We start from the raw sequence: 16186 nt of genomic DNA, 5'->3' as shown, positions 1-16186 counted from the left end.
TCCCTGGCCCCCGACCCACCCCGCCGGACGAGGCCACCGCACACCGGCTAGAGCACGTGCCGCAGGTACCTCTCCGGCCCTTGCAGGTACGCCTTCCAGTTCGCCACCAGTTGCAGCTCGCCCCAGGTCGTCGTACGGATGCCCCACTCCCCGACCTCGAGGATCGTCGCGCCGGGCAGCGCGGCGATGACGGGTGAGTGGGTCGCGCAGAGCACCTGTGACCCGGACTCGGCCAGCTGGTTCAGTACGCCGACCACGGCCAGGCTGCTGGAGAAGGAGAGTGCGGACTCGGGCTCGTCCAGGCAGTAGAAGCCCCGGCGGTCGAAGCGGCTCCGGATCAGGCTGAGGAAACTCTCGCCGTGACTCAGCTCGTGGAACACGGGCTCGGACGCCGCACCCGGGTTCTGCTCGAGGTAGGTGTAGAAGCCGTGCATCGTCTCCGCCCGCAGGAAGAACCCGGACCTCTTGCCGCCGACCCCACGGGTCAGCAGCAACTCGTCGGCCAGCGGTGACTCGGTGGCGCGCGTGGTCAGCCGGGCGCCGGTGGAGCCGCCCTCCGGGGACATCCCGTAGGCGACCGCGATCGCCTCGACCAGGGTCGACTTGCCGGCGCCGTTCTCACCGACCAGGAAGGTGACCCCGGGATTCAGGTCGAGACCGTCGACGAGGAGCTGGCGGACCGCCGGGACGGTGTGCGGCCAGTGCCCGGACAGGCGAATGCCCTCCGCCGCGGCGACCCGGCGTACGGGATGGTCGGCGAAGGGCATCCACCCAGGCTAGAACAGCCCGAGGATCAGTCGTCCTCGTCGTCGAGGCGGGCCAGCCAGGTGGCGAACCGCTCGATCGGGGTCTCGAACTCGGGGTGCAGGTCGACGAACTCGCGCAGCCGCTCGGCGACCCAGGCCAGCGTGACGTCCTCCTCGCCACGCCGGCCTTCGAGCTCCTCGATCCCTCGGTCGGTGAAGTACACGTCAGCTGAACGCCTGCTTCAGCAGCGTCTGCTGCTCCGCGACGTGCACGCCGTGCGCGCCGACCGACGGCGCCGACATGGCCGGCCGGGAGACCCGGTAGAACGGCTTGCCGCCGAGGTGCTCGGTCAGGTTCAGTGCCATGAACGGCCACGGGCCCTGGTTCGCGGGCTCGTCCTGGACCCAGCGGACCTCGGTCGCGTTCGGGTACTTCGCCAGCTCGGCGACGATCTCCTCGGCCGGCAGCGGGTACAGCTGCTCCACCCGGACGATCGCGGTGCTGAGCTTGTCCGGCTCGGCCTTCTTCCGCTCGGCCAGCAGGTCGTACACGATCCGGCCCGACGCCAGGATCACCCGCTCGATCCCGGCCGCGGCCTGCTCGGCCTCGGCGTCGCCGACCACCGGCCGGAACGTGCCGTGGGTGAGCTCCTCCGGTTGCGACACCGCCTCCTTGCGCCGCAGCAGCTGCTTCGGCGTGAAGACGATCATCGGGTTGTGCTCCTCGCCGAGCGTGTGCCGGCGGAGCAGGTGGAAGTACGACGCCGGCGTCGACGGCTGGGCCACCGTCATCGCGTCCTCCGCGCACAGCTGGAGGAAACGCTCGATCCGGGCGGACGAGTGGTCCGGGCCCTGACCCTCGTAACCGTGCGGCAGCAGCAGCACGACGCCCGACTTCTGGCCCCACTTGGCCTCACCGGACGAGATGTACTCGTCGATGATCGACTGGGCGCCGTTGACGAAGTCGCCGAACTGCGCCTCCCACAGCGTCAGCGCGTCCGGCCGGGCCACGGAGTACCCGTACTCGAAGCCGAGGGCGGCGTACTCGCTCAGCAGGGAGTCGTAGACGAGGAAGTTCGCCTGGTTCTCGTCCAGGTGCTGCAGCGGCACCCAGTCCTGGCCGTTGACCCGGTCGATGATGGCCGCGAACCGCTGGACGAACGTGCCGCGCCGGCTGTCCTGACCCGCGAGCCGGACCGGCCGGCCGGCCAGCAGCAGCGAGCCGAACGCGGTGATCTCCGCGCTGGCCCAGTCGATCGGGCCCTGGGTGATCGCGGTCGCCCGGCGCTGCAGCTGCGGCAGCACCTTCGGGTGCACGGTGAAGCCCTCCGGCAGCGTGGTGTACGCGTCGGCGATCTTCTTCAGCACCTCGGGCGTGGTCGCGGTCGCGTCCGGGCCCTCCGGCTTGTCCGGGTAGACCGGCACGGTGACGTACGGCGCCGGCGTGTCCGGCTGGCTCTTCGCCTCGCGGACCTCGGTGAACACCCGCTCCAGCCGCTGCTGGAAGTCGCGCATCGCCTGCTCGGCCTCTTCGACGGTGATGTCGCCACGGCCGATCAGGGCCTCGGTGTAGAGCTTGCGGACGGACCGCTTCTGCTCGATCAGGTCGTACATCAGCGGCTGGGTGAAGCTCGGGTCGTCACCCTCGTTGTGACCACGGCGGCGGTAGCAGACCAGGTCGATGACGACGTCCTTGTTGAACGCCTGGCGGTACTCGAAGGCCAGGTCGGCGACCCGGACGCAGGCCTCGGGGTCGTCGCCGTTCACGTGGAAGATCGGCGCCTGCACCATCCGGGCCACGTCGGAGCTGTACATCGACGACCGGGACGAGGCCGGGGAGGTGGTGAAACCGACCTGGTTGTTGACGATGACGTGGATCGTGCCGCCGGTCCGGTAGCCGCGCAGCTGCGACAGGTTCAGTGTCTCCGCGACCACGCCCTGGCCGGCGAAGGCGGCGTCACCGTGCACGAGCACCGGCAGCACCGGGAACGCGGAGCCGCGGTCCAGGATGTCCTGCTTGGCCCGGACGATGCCCTCCAGCACCGGGTCGACGGTCTCCAGGTGGGACGGGTTCGCCGCCACCGACACCTTGATCTTGTCGCCGAACTCGGAGACGAACTCGCCCTCGGCGCCCAGGTGGTACTTGACGTCGCCGGAGCCCTGCACCGTCCGCGGGTCGATGTTGCCGTCGAACTCGCGGAAGATCTGGCCGTACGACTTGCCGACGATGTTCGCCAGCACGTTCAGCCGGCCGCGGTGCGCCATCCCGATGACGACCTCGTCCAGCCCGGCGCCGGCGGCCTCCTCGCAGAGTTCGTCGAGCAGCGGGATGGTGGTCTCGCCACCCTCCAGCGAGAACCGCTTCTGGCCGACGTACTTGGTCTGCAGGAAGGTCTCGAACGCCTCGGCCTCGTTCAGCTTGGCCAGGATCCGCAGCTGCTCCTCGCGCGGGGGCTTGGTGTGCGGCCGTTCGACCCGCTCCTGGATCCACTTGCGCTGCTCGGGGTCCTGGATGTGCATGTACTCGATGCCGGTGGTCCGGCAGTACGAGTCGCGCAGGATGCCGAGGATCTCCCGCAGCCTCATGAACTTGCGGTCGGTGGCCTGGCCGAAGGACCCGGTGGCGAACTCGCGGTCCAGGTCCCACAGGGTCAGGCCGTGCGTGGCCACGTCCAGGTCGGGGTGGCTGCGCTGCTTGTACTCCAGCGGGTCGGTGTCGGCCATGATGTGGCCGCGCACCCGGTAGGCGTGGATGAGCTCCAGGATCCGGGCCTGCTTGCTGATGTCCTCCTCGTGGCTGTGCGGGAGGTCGGCGGCCCAGCGGATCGGCTCGTACGGGATCCGCAGCGACTGGAAGATCTCGTCGTAGAAGCCCTCCTCGCCGAGCAGTAGCTGGTGCAGCCGGCGCAGGAATTCACCCGACTGGGCGCCCTGGATGATCCGGTGGTCGTAGGTCGAGGTCAGCGTCATCACCTTGCTGACCGCGAGCTTGGCCATCGTCTCGTCGGCCGCGCCCTGGTACTCCGGTGGGTACTCCATCGCGCCGACGCCGATGATGCAGCCCTGGCCCCTCATCAGCCGCGGCACCGAGTGCTGGGTGCCGATGGTGCCAGGGTTGGTCAGACTGATGGTCGTGCCCTGGAAGTCGGGCAGCGCGAGCTTGTTGTCGCGGGCCCGGCGGACCAGGTCCTCGTAGGCCATCCAGAACTCGGCGAACGTCATCGATTCGGCCGCCTTGATCGACGGAACCAGCAGCTGCCGGGTGCCGTCCGGCTTCTGCATGTCGATCGCGAGACCCAGGTTGATGTGCTGCGGCTGGACCAGGGTCGGCTTGCCGTCGGTCTCGTCGTACGACGCGTTCATCTCCGGCAGCGTCTTCAGCGCCCTCACCAGCGCCCAGCCGACCAGGTGGGTGAAGGAGACCTTGCCGCCGCGGGCGCGCTTGAGGTGGTTGTTGATGACGATGCGGTTGTCGATCAGCAGCTTGACCGGCACCTGCCGGACGCTGGTCGCGGTCGGGACCTGGAGGCTGCTCTCCATGTTCTGCGCCGTCCGCGCGGGCGCACCGCGCAGGATCTGCCGCTCGGCGTCCGTGCTGGTCGCGGGAGCGGGCTTCGGCTGGGCGCTGGGGGGCTGGTTCACCGTGCCTCCGGTCGGGGCAGCGCCGGCCGGGGCCGGTGCCGCTTTCGCTGCGGGCTGGTCCTGCGGTACGGCGGCCTGCGCGGCGGCCGGCGGGTTCGCGGCGGCCGGGGCGGGCGCCGCGGCGGCAGGAGCGGCCGCGGCGGCCGCGGCGGCGGGCCGGCTCGAAGCGGGCGCGGACGCGGTCGTACCGCGGCCCGGCGCCTCCGGGGTCTTGTTCTCCGACACCGCGTCGGGCCGGGGAGCGTCGGCCGGGGATTTCTTCACCGGCTTCGCGTCACCTGGGGTGTAGTTCTTGAAGAAGTCGAGCCACGCCGGATCCACTGACTTGGGGTCCTGCAGGTACTTCTCGTACAGCTCGTCGACCAGCCATTCGTTCGCACCGAAGGCTGCTAGTGGATTTGTGTCTGATGGCTCGGTGGCCACTTGGCAGTTCGCCTCTTCCGATTCGGTCCGGATACCGCGGTGGTTAATGCTGATGTTATGGGGGCATCCCCAGGGCAAGGCTAATAGCACCCGGACCACTTCCACAGCCCGGGACCACCGGACCAGTGCGTCAGGTGGTCGGGCCTCGCCGACTGGATCGATCGAGCCCTGAAACACTGTGCTGGCTGGTGTTTCAGCTCACCGGCCACCCTCCCGGATGTGAGTGGACCGATCGATCCGTGGCCGGAGTCCGGGACGCCTTGCAGAGGTGGGATTCCGGCGTCGTCGACGGTCACTCTGGGTACGCCGTTCCAGCGTATCTGGCCACTGTATGCAACTGCCCGCTCGCCCTCGGTCGCGATCGGAACGTGCGGAAAGTGTGGTCAACCTCACGCCAACGATCAGTCCACTTCCCTGTTACTGGACTCACCGCGCTGCGCCCGGCCGGCCTCGGCCACGCCGGCGTTTCCGGTTGCGTTCGTGCGTCGTCGACGCAGTGGGCGCGATCGCCGTACGGCGCGCCCCTGGGCGGGCATACTGACGAGATGGCGTTGACGGATGAGGCGATCGTCAAGATCAAGGGGATGATCACCTCGGGGGAACTGGGTCCGGGGGATCGACTGCCGAAGGAGGCCGATCTCGCGGCGCGGCTCGGCCTGTCGCGGAACTCGCTGCGCGAGGCGGTCAAGGCGCTGACGCTGGTGAACGTGCTCGACGTCCGGCACGGCGACGGCACCTACGTGACCAGCCTGGACTCGGCGCATCTCCTGGACGCGCTGAACTTCATGGTCGACCTGCACCGCGACGACTCGGTGCTGCAGTTCTTCGAGGTACGGCGGCTGCTCGAGCCCGGTGTGGCCGCGCTCGCCGCCGTACGGATCAGCAAAGAGCAGTTGACCGAGCTGCGGCTGCTCTGCAGTGACCTGACGCCGGACGCACCGGTGGAGGAGCTGGTCGCGAACGACCTGCGGTTCCACCGCGCGATCGCCGAGGCGACCGGGAACCAGGTGGTCTGCTCGCTGCTGGACGGCATCTCCGGGGCGACCCAGCGGGCCCGGATCTGGCGCGGCGTCACCCAGGCCGGCGCGGTCGAGCGAACCCTGTCGGAGCACGCCGCGATCCTGGACGCGATCGAGATCGGCGACGCGGAGGCGGCCCGGGCGTGGATGACCGCCCACATCGCCGGCGTCGAGACCTGGCTGCGCAAGGCGCCTTAGGGGTACCGGCCGAGTATGACCTTCGAACCTCCGCCACCGCGCAGTGCGCTGACGCTGCGGTTGGTGCTGGCGTGCTTCGGTGTCGGGCTGTGGGTGACGGCCGCGATCCTGTTCACGGCGTACGACGTTCCGGTGGGGTGGGTGATCGCCTGCGTGGTGCTGGCGGTGGTCGCCCTGGTCGATCTGGTGATCGTTGCCTGGCGCAAGCACGCGGATAAGTAGTTGAACCGGTGAAGAGCTGCCCGTAGCCTGGGACCCGTCCTGTTGCCGAGGTCAGGGGTCTGCGTTGTAACTCCGAGGTCTTTCCTTCAGCCGGTGATCGCCACCCGTCGCGGGTGCGCGTTCTCGTCCGAGACCTCTTCCTGGAGTACACGCACATGAGTCATTCCCTGTCCTGCACGGACCTCTTCTTCGCCTGGCCGGACGGCGACGTGCTGTTCGACGGCCTCAGCTTCGTCGCCGGACCGGTGCGGTCCGGGCTGGTCGGCCGCAACGGCACCGGCAAGTCGACACTGCTCCGGCTGATCGCCGGCCGGCTGACCCCGCAGCGCGGCGTGATCCGGGTCAGCGGTGAACTCGGATACCTGCCGCAGGACCTCACCCTGGACACCGCGCTGCGCGTCGACCAGGCGCTCGGCATCGACGGCGTCCGGCGCGCGATCACCGCGATCGAGTCCGGCGACGCCTCGGAGGAGAACTTCGCCGTCGTCGGCGACGAGTGGGACGTCGAGGAGCGCGCCGAGGCACTGCTCGGCAGGCTCGGCCTCGGCGCGATCGGGCTGGACCGCAGCGTCGGCGAGTTGTCCGGCGGCGAGACGATCCTGCTCGGGCTGGCCGCCGAGCTGCTGCCTCGTCCCGACGTACTGCTGCTCGACGAGCCCACCAACAACCTCGACCTGCGGGCGCGGCGGCACCTGTACGACGCCGTCGACCAGTTCCGCGGTGCGCTGCTGATCGTCAGCCACGACCGCGAGTTGCTGGACCGGGTCGACCAGATCGGCGACCTGCGCAAGGGCGAGATCAGCTGGTACGGCGGCAACCTGACCGCCTACGAGGAGGCGGTCGCGGTCGAGCAGGAGGCGGCCGAGCGGATGGTCCGGGCGGCGGAGGCCGACGTCCGCAAACAGAAGCGCGACCTGATCGAGGCGCGGATGAAGATGGACCAGCGCCGGGCCCGGGGACAGAAGGCGGCCGAGCAGGGCGGGATCCCGAGGATCGTCGCCGGCGGGCTCAAACGGTCGGCCCAGGTGTCGGCGGGCAAGCACCTCGAGGTGCAGACCGAGCGGCTCGAGTCGGCGCAGGAGGCGCTGGCCGACGCGGAGGCGCTCGTCCACGACGACGACACGATCCGCGTCGACCTGCCGAAGACCGTCGTACCGGCCGGGCGGATCGTCCTGCGGCTCGAGGACCACGTCCTGCGGACCGGCGCGCGGGTGGACCTGGAGATCCGCGGTCCGGAGCGGATCGCGCTCACGGGGCCGAACGGTGCCGGCAAGACGACGTTGCTGGAGTCGATCGTGGCAGGGGAGTCGCCGCTGGTGCCCCACCGGCTGTTGCCGCAGCGGCTGGACCTCCTGCGCGACGACCTGTCGATCGTCGACAATCTCGCTCTGCTGGCGCCGGGCACCGAGAACCAGGACCGTCGCTCACGACTAGCGCGCTTCCTGTTCCGCGGTCGCGCTGCCGATCAGCTGGTCAGCACCCTGTCCGGCGGTGAACGCTTCCGCGCGACCCTGGCCGCCCTGCTGCTGGCCGAGCCGCCACCGCAGCTGCTGATGCTGGACGAGCCGACGAACAATCTCGACCTCGCCAGCGTCGCGCAGTTGAAGGGCGCATTGTCGTCGTACAGCGGTGCGCTGGTGGTCGCGAGTCACGACCTGCCTTTCCTCCGCGACATCGGCATCACCCGGTGGCTCGAGCTCACCCCGGAAACCCTGACCGACGTCGATCCGCTGTAGGTGGTGACATTGGGCCGGATGCACAGTCGGTCGGCAGTGGCTGTGCACAATGGACGGTGAGCCGGGCCGCGTGCCGCCGTACGTTCGTTGGAATCCCCAGCCCTGGAGGTTCCCATGGCCGCTGCACAGGTCGGTACCGACGACTACGCCCTCGCCCGGGTCCCGGCGAGCGCCCGTTATTCCTGGTGGTCTGTCGCGACGCAACGCTTCGGGCAGATCTCCGCACTGAGCCAGTTCCTGCTCGGGGCCACCCTCGGCTTCGGGATGAGCTTCTGGACCGCGTTCTGGGCCCTGACGCTCGGCGCGGTCATCCTGGAACTGGTCGCGATCCTGATCGGCGTCATCGGCGCCCGTGAAGGCCTGCAGACCTCGGTGATCGCACGCTGGGCCGGGTTCGGGCAGGCGGGGTCGTCACTGATCGGGCTCGCGATCGGCATCAGCCTGATCGGCTGGTTCGGCATCCAGTCCGCGGTGTCCGCGGCGGGTCTGAGCTCGCTGATCGGCGTCCTGCCCACCTGGGGCTGGTCGCTGGTGTTCGGTCTGGCGGTGACGCTGGTCGTCCTGCGCGGCTTCCACTCGATGGCCTGGGTCGCCTACGTGACCGTGCCGGCCTTTCTCGTCCTGGTCGGCTGGTCGATCATCAGCGAACTGTCCGACCACAGCCTCGGCGTGCTGACCAGTTCGGCGCCGCCCGGTCCGCAGCTGAGCCTGCTCGAGGGTACGACGCTGGTCGCCGGCGGCTTCATCGTCGGGGCGGTGATCACGCCGGACATGACCCGGTTCAACCGCAGTGTCGGCGACGTCGTGAAGCAGACCGTCCTCGGCATCACCCTCGGCGAGTACGTGATCGGGCTGTCCGGTGTCCTGCTCGCGCACGCCGTCGGATCCGCGGACGTGATCACGATCGTGACCTCGTCGGTCGGCTGGGTCGGCACGCTGGTGATCATTCTCGGCACGCTGAAGATCAACGACTGGAACCTCTACAGCTCCGGCCTCGGCGTGGTGAACTTCATCGGCACCGTCTTCGGCAAGCACGTCAACCGCGCCGTCGTCACCCTGGTCGTCGGCGTCCTCGGCAGCGTGCTGGCCGCCGGCGGCATCCTGGACAAGTTCACCGACTTCCTCATCCTGCTCGGCGTCGCGTTCCCCCCGATCGCCGGGATCATGGTCGCGGAGTACTTCGTGGTGAAGCGCTGGCGTCCCGACCTGGACCGGTCCCGCGAGCACGGTGTGCTGCCGGCGACCGCGCCGACCTGGGTGCCGGCCACGATCGTGATCTGGATCGGCGCCGCCCTGATCGGCAAGTACGTCGCCTGGGGCCTGCCCAGCATCAACTCGCTCGTGATCGGTTTCGCCGCGTACGTCGTGGCCGGCAAGCTCGGCCTGGTCCGCGGCGTGGGGACGAGCCGGACCATGGACAGCGAGCAGACCGAGTCCGGCGCCGTACCGGCCGCCGGGTAGTCACCTGGAACCCAGGAGGATCCGCATGCGTATCGGCATCGATGTCGGTGGCACCAACACCGACGCCGTGCTGCTCGAGGGCAACACCGTCCTGGCCGCCAACAAGTCGGCGACCAGCCAGGACGTGACCGCGGGCATCATCGACACCCTCGACCGGTTGCAGGCCGAGCGGTCGTTCGACCCGGGCCAGGTGCAGGCGGTGATGATCGGCACCACGCACTTCATCAACGCACTGGTCGAGGCCCGCCGGCTCGCGCCGACGGCCGCGCTCCGGCTCGGGCTGCCCGCGACCGCGTCGCTGCCGCCGCTGGTGGACTGGCCGCAGCGGCTGGTCGACGCGGTCAGCGGCCGCAGCTACCTGGCGCACGGCGGCCATGAGTTCGACGGCCGGCACATCGCCGAGCTGGACGAGGACGAGCTACGCCGGCACGCCGCGGACATGGTCGCGCACGGCATCCGGTCGGTGGCCATCTCGTCGGTGTTCTCGCCGGTCAGCAACGAGTTCGAGCTGCGCGCGGCCGAGATCCTGCGATCCGAGCTCGGTGACGACGTCGCGATCTCGCTGTCCCACGAGATCGGCCGGATCGGCCTGCTGGAGCGGGAGAACGCGACCATCGTCAACGCAGCCCTGCGGGAGCTGGCCGCGAGCATCGTCGACGGCCTGGCCGGCGCGGTCGCCGGGCACGGCATCGCGGCGCCGCTCTACCTGAGCCAGAACGACGGCACGCTGATGGACGTCGATTTCGCCCGCCGGTACCCGGTCGCGACCTTCGCGTCCGGCCCGACCAACTCGATGCGCGGCGCGGCGTTGCTGTCCGGCCTCGACACCTGCGCGGTCGTGGACGTCGGCGGGACGACGAGTGACGTCGGCGTCCTCACCCACGGCTTCCCCCGGGAGGCGACCACCGAGGTGGACGTGGCCGGCGTCCGGACGAACTTCCGGATGCCCGACGTGCTCAGCATCGGCATCGGCGGCGGCAGCCTGGTCGCTTCGGGGACCGACAACGACGTGGTGACGGTCGGTCCGCGGTCGGTGGGCTACCGGCTGACCGAGGAGGCGCTGGTCTTCGGCGGTACGACGCTGACGGCGACGGACGTCGCGGTCGCGGCCGGGCGGGCCGAGATCGGGTCCGCGGACGCGGTCGCCGGACTCGACCCGACCCTGGTCAAGGCGGCCCTCGCCCGGGTCGCCGCGGACATCGCGGACGCGGTGGAACGGATGCGGACCTCGCCGGAGCCGCTGCCGGTGGTGGCGGTCGGCGGCGGGTCGATCCTGCTGCCCGACGACCTGCCGGGCAGCCTGGCCGTGCACCGACCCGATCACTTCGCGGTCGCGAACGCGATCGGCGCGGCGATCGCGCAGGTCGGCGGCGAGGTCGACCGGGTGTACGCGATCGACCCCGGCCGGCGGGACGCGGTCGTGGACGAGGCTCGCCAGGAGGCGGTCGACCGGGCGGTCGCGGCCGGCGCCGACCCGGCGCAGGTACGGATCGTCGACTTCGACGAAGTACCGATTCCCTACCTGCCGGGCAACGCCACCCGTATCCGCTGCAAGGCGGTCGGCGACCTCCGGCTGGGGCAGTCATGACGACACTGACAGCCGCGGACCTGGGTGCGCTCGCACGAGGCGCCGCCGTTCTGGGGACCGGTGGTGGAGGCGATCCCCACATCGGCCGGCTGCTGGCCGAGCAGGCCTTGCGGGTGCACGGGCCGGTCGAGATCGTCAGTGTGGACGATCTGCCGGACGACGCCTGCGTGCTGCCGGTGGCCATGATGGGTGCGCCCACCGTGATGGTGGAGAAGCTGCCGTCCGCGGACCAGATCGCGATCGCGGTCCGGACCCTGGCCAAGTACGTCGGGAAGACACCGACCCACATCGCCTGCATCGAGGCCGGTGGCGTGAACTCGACCGTCCCGGTGATCGCCGCCGCCCAGCTGGGCCTGCCGCTGGTCGACGGTGACGGCATGGGCCGCGCGTTCCCCGAGCTGCAGATGGTGCTGCCGACGCTGGCGGGGATCGAGGCGACGCCGATGTCTATCGTCGACGAGAAGGGCAACCGCGGCGTCTTCGACACGATCTCCAACGCGTGGGCCGAGCGGCTGGCCCGGTCCGCGACCGTGGACATGGGGTGCTCGGCGATCGTCTCGCTGTACGCGATGACCGGCGCAGAGGTCCGGGCCTCGTTCGTGCCCGGGACGCTCAGTCAGTGCCTGGCGACCGGACGGGCCATCGACGCGGCCCGCCGTACGCTCAGGGACCCGGTGGCGGCGGTGGTCGATCGCCTCGGTGGCCGGATGCTGCACGTCGGCAAGGTGGTCGACGTCCAGCGTCGTACGACGACCGGGTTCGCCCGCGGGGACGCCACCGTCGACGGGCTCGACACCTCCCTCGGCCGGCTGCTGGTACTGCGTTTCCAGAACGAGCACCTGGTCGCGGAGATCGACGGTGCCGCGGTCACGACGACGCCCGACCTGATCATCGTGCTGGACACCGAGTCCGGCGAGCCGATCACCACGGAGGCGTTGCGCTACGGGCAGCGCGTCAGCGTGCTGGCCGCGCCGTCCGACGAACGCTGGCACTCGCCGGCGGGCATCGAGCTGGTCGGCCCGCGGTACTTCGGCTACGACCTGGATCCCATCCGCGCGCTGGAGACGGTATGAGCGAGCGAACAATTCAAGGCACCGTGATGCGTGCCGCATGCCCACCCGGCGCGAGGGGAGGACGGGGATGAGCTGGCAGTTGGGCATCGAGCACCTGCGGGATCTGGCCCGTGGGGCGGCGATTCTCGGCACCGGCGGTGGCGGCGACCCGATGATCGGACGGCTGCTGGTGGAGCAGGCGATCCGGGAGTACGGGCCGGTCACGGTGCTGGACCCGGACGAGCTCGACGACGACGCGTTCGTCATCCCGACCGCGCAGATGGGTGCGCCGACGGTGATCGTGGAGAAGATCCCGCGTGGCAGCGAACCGGTCGGCGCCCTGCGCGCCCTCGAACGCCGTCTCGGCCGGACCGCGGACGCGACCATGCCGATCGAGTGCGGCGGGATCAACTCGATGATCCCGCTGCTGGTCGCCGCCCGCACCGGCCTCCCGGTCGTCGACGCCGACGGAATGGGCCGCGCCTTCCCGGAGCTCCAGATGGAGACCTTCTCGGTGTACGGCGTCCCCGGGTCGCCGATGGCGATCGCGGGGGAGCACGACGAGACCGTCGTCATCGACACAGGTGCTGACAACCGGCAGATGGAATGGCTGGCGCGCGGGATCACCATCCGGCTCGGTGGGGTCGCACACATCGCCGAGTACTCGATGACGGGCGCCGAGGTGAAGCGGACCGCCGTACCGCGGACGCTGTCGCTCGGTCTGTCGCTCGGCCGCGCGGTCCGGCTGGCGCGCGAGTCGCACAGCGATCCGGTCGAGGCCGTCCGGGCGGCGCTGGCGCCGACGCTGTACAACCACCTGCGGGTGCTGTTCCGCGGCAAGGTGGTCGACGTCGAACGCCGGACCGTCGAAGGGTTCGCCCGCGGCCGGGCCCGGTTCACCTCGTACGACGGTGTCTGCACGCTCGAGCTGCGGTTCCAGAACGAGAACCTGGTCGCGGAGGTCGACGGTTCGGTCGTCTGCACGGTCCCGGACCTGATCTGCGTGCTGGAGGGCGACACCGCGGAGCCGATCACCACGGAGGGACTGCGCTACGGCCAGCGCGTCACCGTCGTCGGCATCTCCACGCCGGAGCTGATGAGGACACCGGAGGCGCTCGCGGTCTTCGGTCCGTCCTGCTTCGGCCTCGAGGTCGAGTTCGAGCCGGTCGAACGCCGGGGAGACCTCGTCAGCACCTGATTCCGCCCGCATCCGCGCCCGCGGTGACATCATCGGCCCATGACGACGGTCATCCGCGAACACGATCTGGAAGCGCTGGTCGTCGGCGTCACGCTGCTGGGATCCGGTGGTGGCGGCGACAGCCGGGCGTTCGGGCGGATCCTGGGCCGGCGGCTCGGGTCCGGTGAGCTGGAGCTGCTCGACGCGTCCGCAGTTGCCGACGGCTACCTCAGTCCGGTCGGCGTGGTCGGGGCGACCAGCGTGCTGGCCGAGAAGTTGCCCAGCGGCCGTGAGTTCTCGACCGCCGTGCACGCCGTCAGCCGGTGGACCGGCCATCCGGTCGGCGGCCTGATGTCGGTCGAGGCGGGCGGGCTGAACGGCCTCAGCGCGCTGGTCGCCGCGGTGGACCTCGGCCTGCCGTTCGTCGACGCGGACCTGATGGGCCGGGCGATGCCGCGGCTCGACCAGTTCTCGTGGGCTGTGGCGGGACGGTCGCTGACGCCCTGTGCACTGAGCGAGCCGGGTGGTCAGATCGTTGTCGTCGACAACATCGATCCGGCCGGACTGGAGCGGGCCGTTCGGAGTTTCGTCGTCCACACGGGCGGTTGGGCAGTGCTCGCGCTCGCGCCGACGCCCGCGGCCGACGCGACCGCTGACGCGGTGACCGGCAGTCTCGTCCGGGCGCTCGAGCTGGGCCGTGCCCACGCCGGTTTGACGGCATCGGCCGGCCCCACGGACGTGGCCGATGCCCTCGGCGGGCGGCTGCTCGGGGACGGCCGGGTCGACGAGGTGGCCCGATACGGCGGCCGGCCGCACGGTCCCGGTGGTGCGTTCGGGCGGGGCACGGTCTGTGTCGTCGACGAACCGAGTCGCGCGGTCGTGCGGATCGAGACCGAGAACGAGTACCTGCTCGCGATGGTCGACGGCGAGCCCGTCGTGACCACGCCGGAACTGGTGTGCGTGCTGGACCGGCGGACGCTGAAGCCGATCGCCGTCGATGCCCTCCGGACCGGTGACGAGGTGCTGGTGCTCGCGCTGCCCGGCCCGGACTGGTGGCGGCACGGCGCGCGGCTGAGCCATGTCGGTCCGCGGGCGTTCGGTCTGACCTGCGACCCACTGTTGCTGGAGGCATCGTGACCGGACTGGCGCCGACGTTGGCGGCGATGCTGACCGCGCCCGGCTGGCGGGACGTCGTCGTACTGGGTGGTGCGCAGGATCCTGGACCGACGCTGGCGGGCTCACGCGTGCTGATGGGTGTCGCCGGTCATCCGACCCCGATGCCGGGGGAGTTGCTCGTCGTACTGCTGGCGTCGGATCACACCGACTGGCGGATCGACGCTCTGATCAGCCGGGCCTCGGCGGCCGGCGCTGCGGCCGTGCTGCTGGCCGGTGTGGAGCCGCTGGGACGTGGGGCTCAGCTGCTGGCCTCGCGGCTGCAGTTGCCTGTCCTGGGTAGTGCTGATCCATTGGCCGCGCACGAGTACCTCAACCGGGTGACGGCCGAGCCCGACCGTGTGCGGGCAGAGCTCGTACTGCGGGCAGTGACCGAGCTGCGGCGGGTCGAGGGAGAGCTGGAGTCGGTGTTGCGGACGACGTCCGCAGTACTCGAGCGGCCGGTGACGCTCGCTGGATCAGATGGCGGCACATTGGCGGGTGAGCCGTTGGAGGCGGCTGAGCGGCCTGAGCTGGTTGCGGCCCTGCCCGCGGTGCCGGTGGCGTGGGCGGCGCCGTACCGGGTGGATCTGTCGAGTGGTGCGGTGCTGATCGCGGTGTCCGTACTCGGGGCGGGGCCTGCTTGCTGGCTGGTGGCTCGGTTGCCCGGTGTGGTGCCGGCCGAGGTTGCCGCCGTACCTGCTGTGCTGACTGTGGTTGCACCGGCCGTCGGCCAGCGCTTGGCGCTGCGTCGGTTGGAGCTCGAGCGGGACGCACGGCAACGTACGTCGTTGCTCGGCGAACTGCTGCACGGTGAACGGTCCGAGGCGACCCGGCGGCGTGCGGTGGACCTCGGGTGGCAGTTGGACGGGTGGCACACGGGCATCCGGATCGGGGCCGACGGACAGGTCGATGCGGCCGGTCGGCGTACCGATGTGGTCGAGGCGTTCGACGCCGAAGGGCTCCCGGCCGTGGTCGTCGAGCAGGGCGACGGGTGGTCCGCGTGGATCACCGCCGCTCGTGAGCCGACCGCCACGGAAGTCCAGCAGCAGGCCGCCGCCATCCGCCGCGTGCAACGCCGCCTGGTCCAGACCGTCGACCCGTACGTCGGAGTCGGCCGCGTCCAGCCCGGACCCGGCGGCATCGCCACCTCCCTGGCCGAAGCCGGCGACGCGGCCGGGCTCGCCCGGGGCCGCCGCGAGACCGGCCGCTTCCTGCACGTCGACCGCCTCGGCCTGGCGCAGCTGCTGCTCGCCTGGACCCGGACCGACACGTTCCAGCCCGCGGCCCGCGCCCTCCTCGCCCCCATCGAGGACCAGCCGGGCGACCTCGTCGGCACCCTCGCCGCCTACCTCGACACCGAGTCCTCCCTCGCCGAGACCGCCGCCGTCCTCGGCATCCACCGCAACACCGTCTCGGCCCGGATCACCAAGATCCAGCACCTCCTCGGCGTCGACCTGGCCAACTCCGACGAACGCCTGGCCCTCCACCTGGCCTGCCGAACCGCCCGCTGACTCCCGTGGGATTGCACAAGAACTAGGGAGTCGGCACAGGCAATAACGTGTTCAGATCCGCCAGAACTTGGGCAAGGCCCCCGTTGCGGACGGAGATGCGAGGTGGGGGCGCGCACGCGACGGAGAGTGCGCGCGTAGTAGTGCGTGGGGTCTACACCGGGGCGTCCTCGCGAAGGAGGTCGGCGGATTTGAGGTCGGACCAGAGCGCTGGCGGGATCCGGGTGCGGGTGAGGGCTGCGTTGGTGTGGACCTCTTC

General features: G+C 70.5%; 12 protein-coding genes. 9 read left to right on the top strand and 3 right to left on the bottom strand.

The window, feature by feature from the left end; all coding sequences use genetic code 11:
- Nucleotides 1-47 precede the first annotated feature (47 nt).
- The 3 genes from E1218_RS29290 to E1218_RS29285 are packed head-to-tail and all read right to left on the bottom strand — an operon-like array spanning nucleotide 48 to nucleotide 4811.
- The gene (locus E1218_RS29290) at nucleotides 48-767 is read right to left on the bottom strand and encodes an AAA family ATPase (protein ID WP_132326043.1); all 720 of its coding nucleotides are present in this window, start codon (nucleotides 765-767) and stop codon (nucleotides 48-50) included.
- 26 nt (nucleotides 768-793) lie between these two features.
- Nucleotides 794-970 carry a DUF6104 family protein gene (locus E1218_RS36280; RefSeq protein ID WP_165949468.1) on the bottom strand — a complete coding sequence of 59 codons (177 nt, stop codon included), beginning with the start codon at nucleotides 968-970 and terminating at the stop codon, nucleotides 794-796.
- Nucleotide 971: 1 nt separating this feature from the next.
- On the bottom strand, nucleotides 972-4811 hold the full coding sequence (locus E1218_RS29285) for a multifunctional oxoglutarate decarboxylase/oxoglutarate dehydrogenase thiamine pyrophosphate-binding subunit/dihydrolipoyllysine-residue succinyltransferase subunit (RefSeq protein ID WP_202866254.1): 3840 nt from the start codon (nucleotides 4809-4811) through the stop codon (nucleotides 972-974).
- 545 nt (nucleotides 4812-5356) lie between these two features.
- On the opposite strand from E1218_RS29285, the gene E1218_RS29280 reads away from it, so the two are divergent.
- The 9 genes from E1218_RS29280 to E1218_RS29240 all read left to right on the top strand — a co-directional run bounded on the left by E1218_RS29280 (nucleotide 5357) and on the right by E1218_RS29240 (nucleotide 15930).
- Complete coding sequence (locus tag E1218_RS29280) at nucleotides 5357-6028, top strand: FadR/GntR family transcriptional regulator (protein ID WP_132326041.1); 672 nt, start codon at nucleotides 5357-5359, stop codon at nucleotides 6026-6028.
- 15 nt (nucleotides 6029-6043) lie between these two features.
- Nucleotides 6044-6250 carry a DUF6343 family protein gene (locus tag E1218_RS29275; RefSeq protein WP_132326039.1) on the top strand — a complete coding sequence of 69 codons (207 nt, stop codon included), beginning with the start codon at nucleotides 6044-6046 and terminating at the stop codon, nucleotides 6248-6250.
- A gap of 155 nt (nucleotides 6251-6405) precedes the next feature.
- Nucleotides 6406-7986: an ABC-F family ATP-binding cassette domain-containing protein gene (locus E1218_RS29270; protein ID WP_132326037.1), complete on the top strand. Its 1581-nt coding sequence runs from the start codon at nucleotides 6406-6408 to the stop codon at nucleotides 7984-7986.
- Between the two features lie 114 nt (nucleotides 7987-8100).
- Nucleotides 8101-9447 (top strand): purine-cytosine permease family protein, encoded by a 1347-nt coding sequence (locus tag E1218_RS29265; protein WP_132326035.1) that lies wholly within the window; start codon nucleotides 8101-8103, stop codon nucleotides 9445-9447.
- A 25-nt stretch (nucleotides 9448-9472) separates the two neighbouring features.
- Entirely contained in the window at nucleotides 9473-11035 is a 1563-nt protein-coding gene (locus E1218_RS29260; RefSeq protein ID WP_132326033.1) for a hydantoinase/oxoprolinase N-terminal domain-containing protein, read from the top strand.
- Nucleotides 11032-12108 (top strand): DUF917 domain-containing protein, encoded by a 1077-nt coding sequence (locus E1218_RS29255; RefSeq protein ID WP_132326031.1) that lies wholly within the window; start codon nucleotides 11032-11034, stop codon nucleotides 12106-12108. Before E1218_RS29260 ends, E1218_RS29255 begins: the two co-directional genes overlap by 4 nt.
- A 67-nt stretch (nucleotides 12109-12175) precedes the next feature.
- Nucleotides 12176-13285 carry a DUF917 domain-containing protein gene (locus E1218_RS29250; protein WP_132326029.1) on the top strand — a complete coding sequence of 370 codons (1110 nt, stop codon included), beginning with the start codon at nucleotides 12176-12178 and terminating at the stop codon, nucleotides 13283-13285.
- A 39-nt stretch (nucleotides 13286-13324) separates the two neighbouring features.
- Complete coding sequence (locus tag E1218_RS29245; protein WP_132326027.1) at nucleotides 13325-14401, top strand: DUF917 domain-containing protein; 1077 nt, start codon at nucleotides 13325-13327, stop codon at nucleotides 14399-14401.
- Complete coding sequence (locus E1218_RS29240; protein WP_202866253.1) at nucleotides 14398-15930, top strand: PucR family transcriptional regulator; 1533 nt, start codon at nucleotides 14398-14400, stop codon at nucleotides 15928-15930. The genes E1218_RS29245 and E1218_RS29240 overlap by 4 nt, the downstream gene beginning before the upstream one ends.
- Nucleotides 15931-16186: the final 256 nt, after the last annotated feature.

The sequence above is a fragment of the Kribbella turkmenica genome (genome assembly GCF_004348725.1).
Classification (GTDB): Bacteria; Actinomycetota; Actinomycetes; order Propionibacteriales; family Kribbellaceae; genus Kribbella; species Kribbella turkmenica.
The sequence above is the reverse complement of the archived record's forward strand: the minus strand, read 5'-3'. Positions and strand labels throughout refer to the sequence as shown.

Bases quoted from the DNA above. Each gene is read 5' to 3' on its own strand.
- E1218_RS29290 (WP_132326043.1), bottom strand. From the start codon at position 767: ATGCCCTTCGCCGACCATCCCGTACGCCGGGTCGCCGCGGCGGAGGGC.
- E1218_RS29280 (WP_132326041.1), top strand. From the start codon at position 5,357: ATGGCGTTGACGGATGAGGCGATCGTCAAGATCAAGGGGATGATCACC.
- E1218_RS29275 (WP_132326039.1), top strand. From the start codon at position 6,044: ATGACCTTCGAACCTCCGCCACCGCGCAGTGCGCTGACGCTGCGGTTG.
- E1218_RS29270 (WP_132326037.1), top strand. From the start codon at position 6,406: ATGAGTCATTCCCTGTCCTGCACGGACCTCTTCTTCGCCTGGCCGGAC.
- E1218_RS29265 (WP_132326035.1), top strand. From the start codon at position 8,101: ATGGCCGCTGCACAGGTCGGTACCGACGACTACGCCCTCGCCCGGGTC.
- E1218_RS29260 (WP_132326033.1), top strand. From the start codon at position 9,473: ATGCGTATCGGCATCGATGTCGGTGGCACCAACACCGACGCCGTGCTG.
- E1218_RS29255 (WP_132326031.1), top strand. From the start codon at position 11,032: ATGACGACACTGACAGCCGCGGACCTGGGTGCGCTCGCACGAGGCGCC.
- E1218_RS29250 (WP_132326029.1), top strand. From the start codon at position 12,176: ATGAGCTGGCAGTTGGGCATCGAGCACCTGCGGGATCTGGCCCGTGGG.
- E1218_RS29245 (WP_132326027.1), top strand. From the start codon at position 13,325: ATGACGACGGTCATCCGCGAACACGATCTGGAAGCGCTGGTCGTCGGC.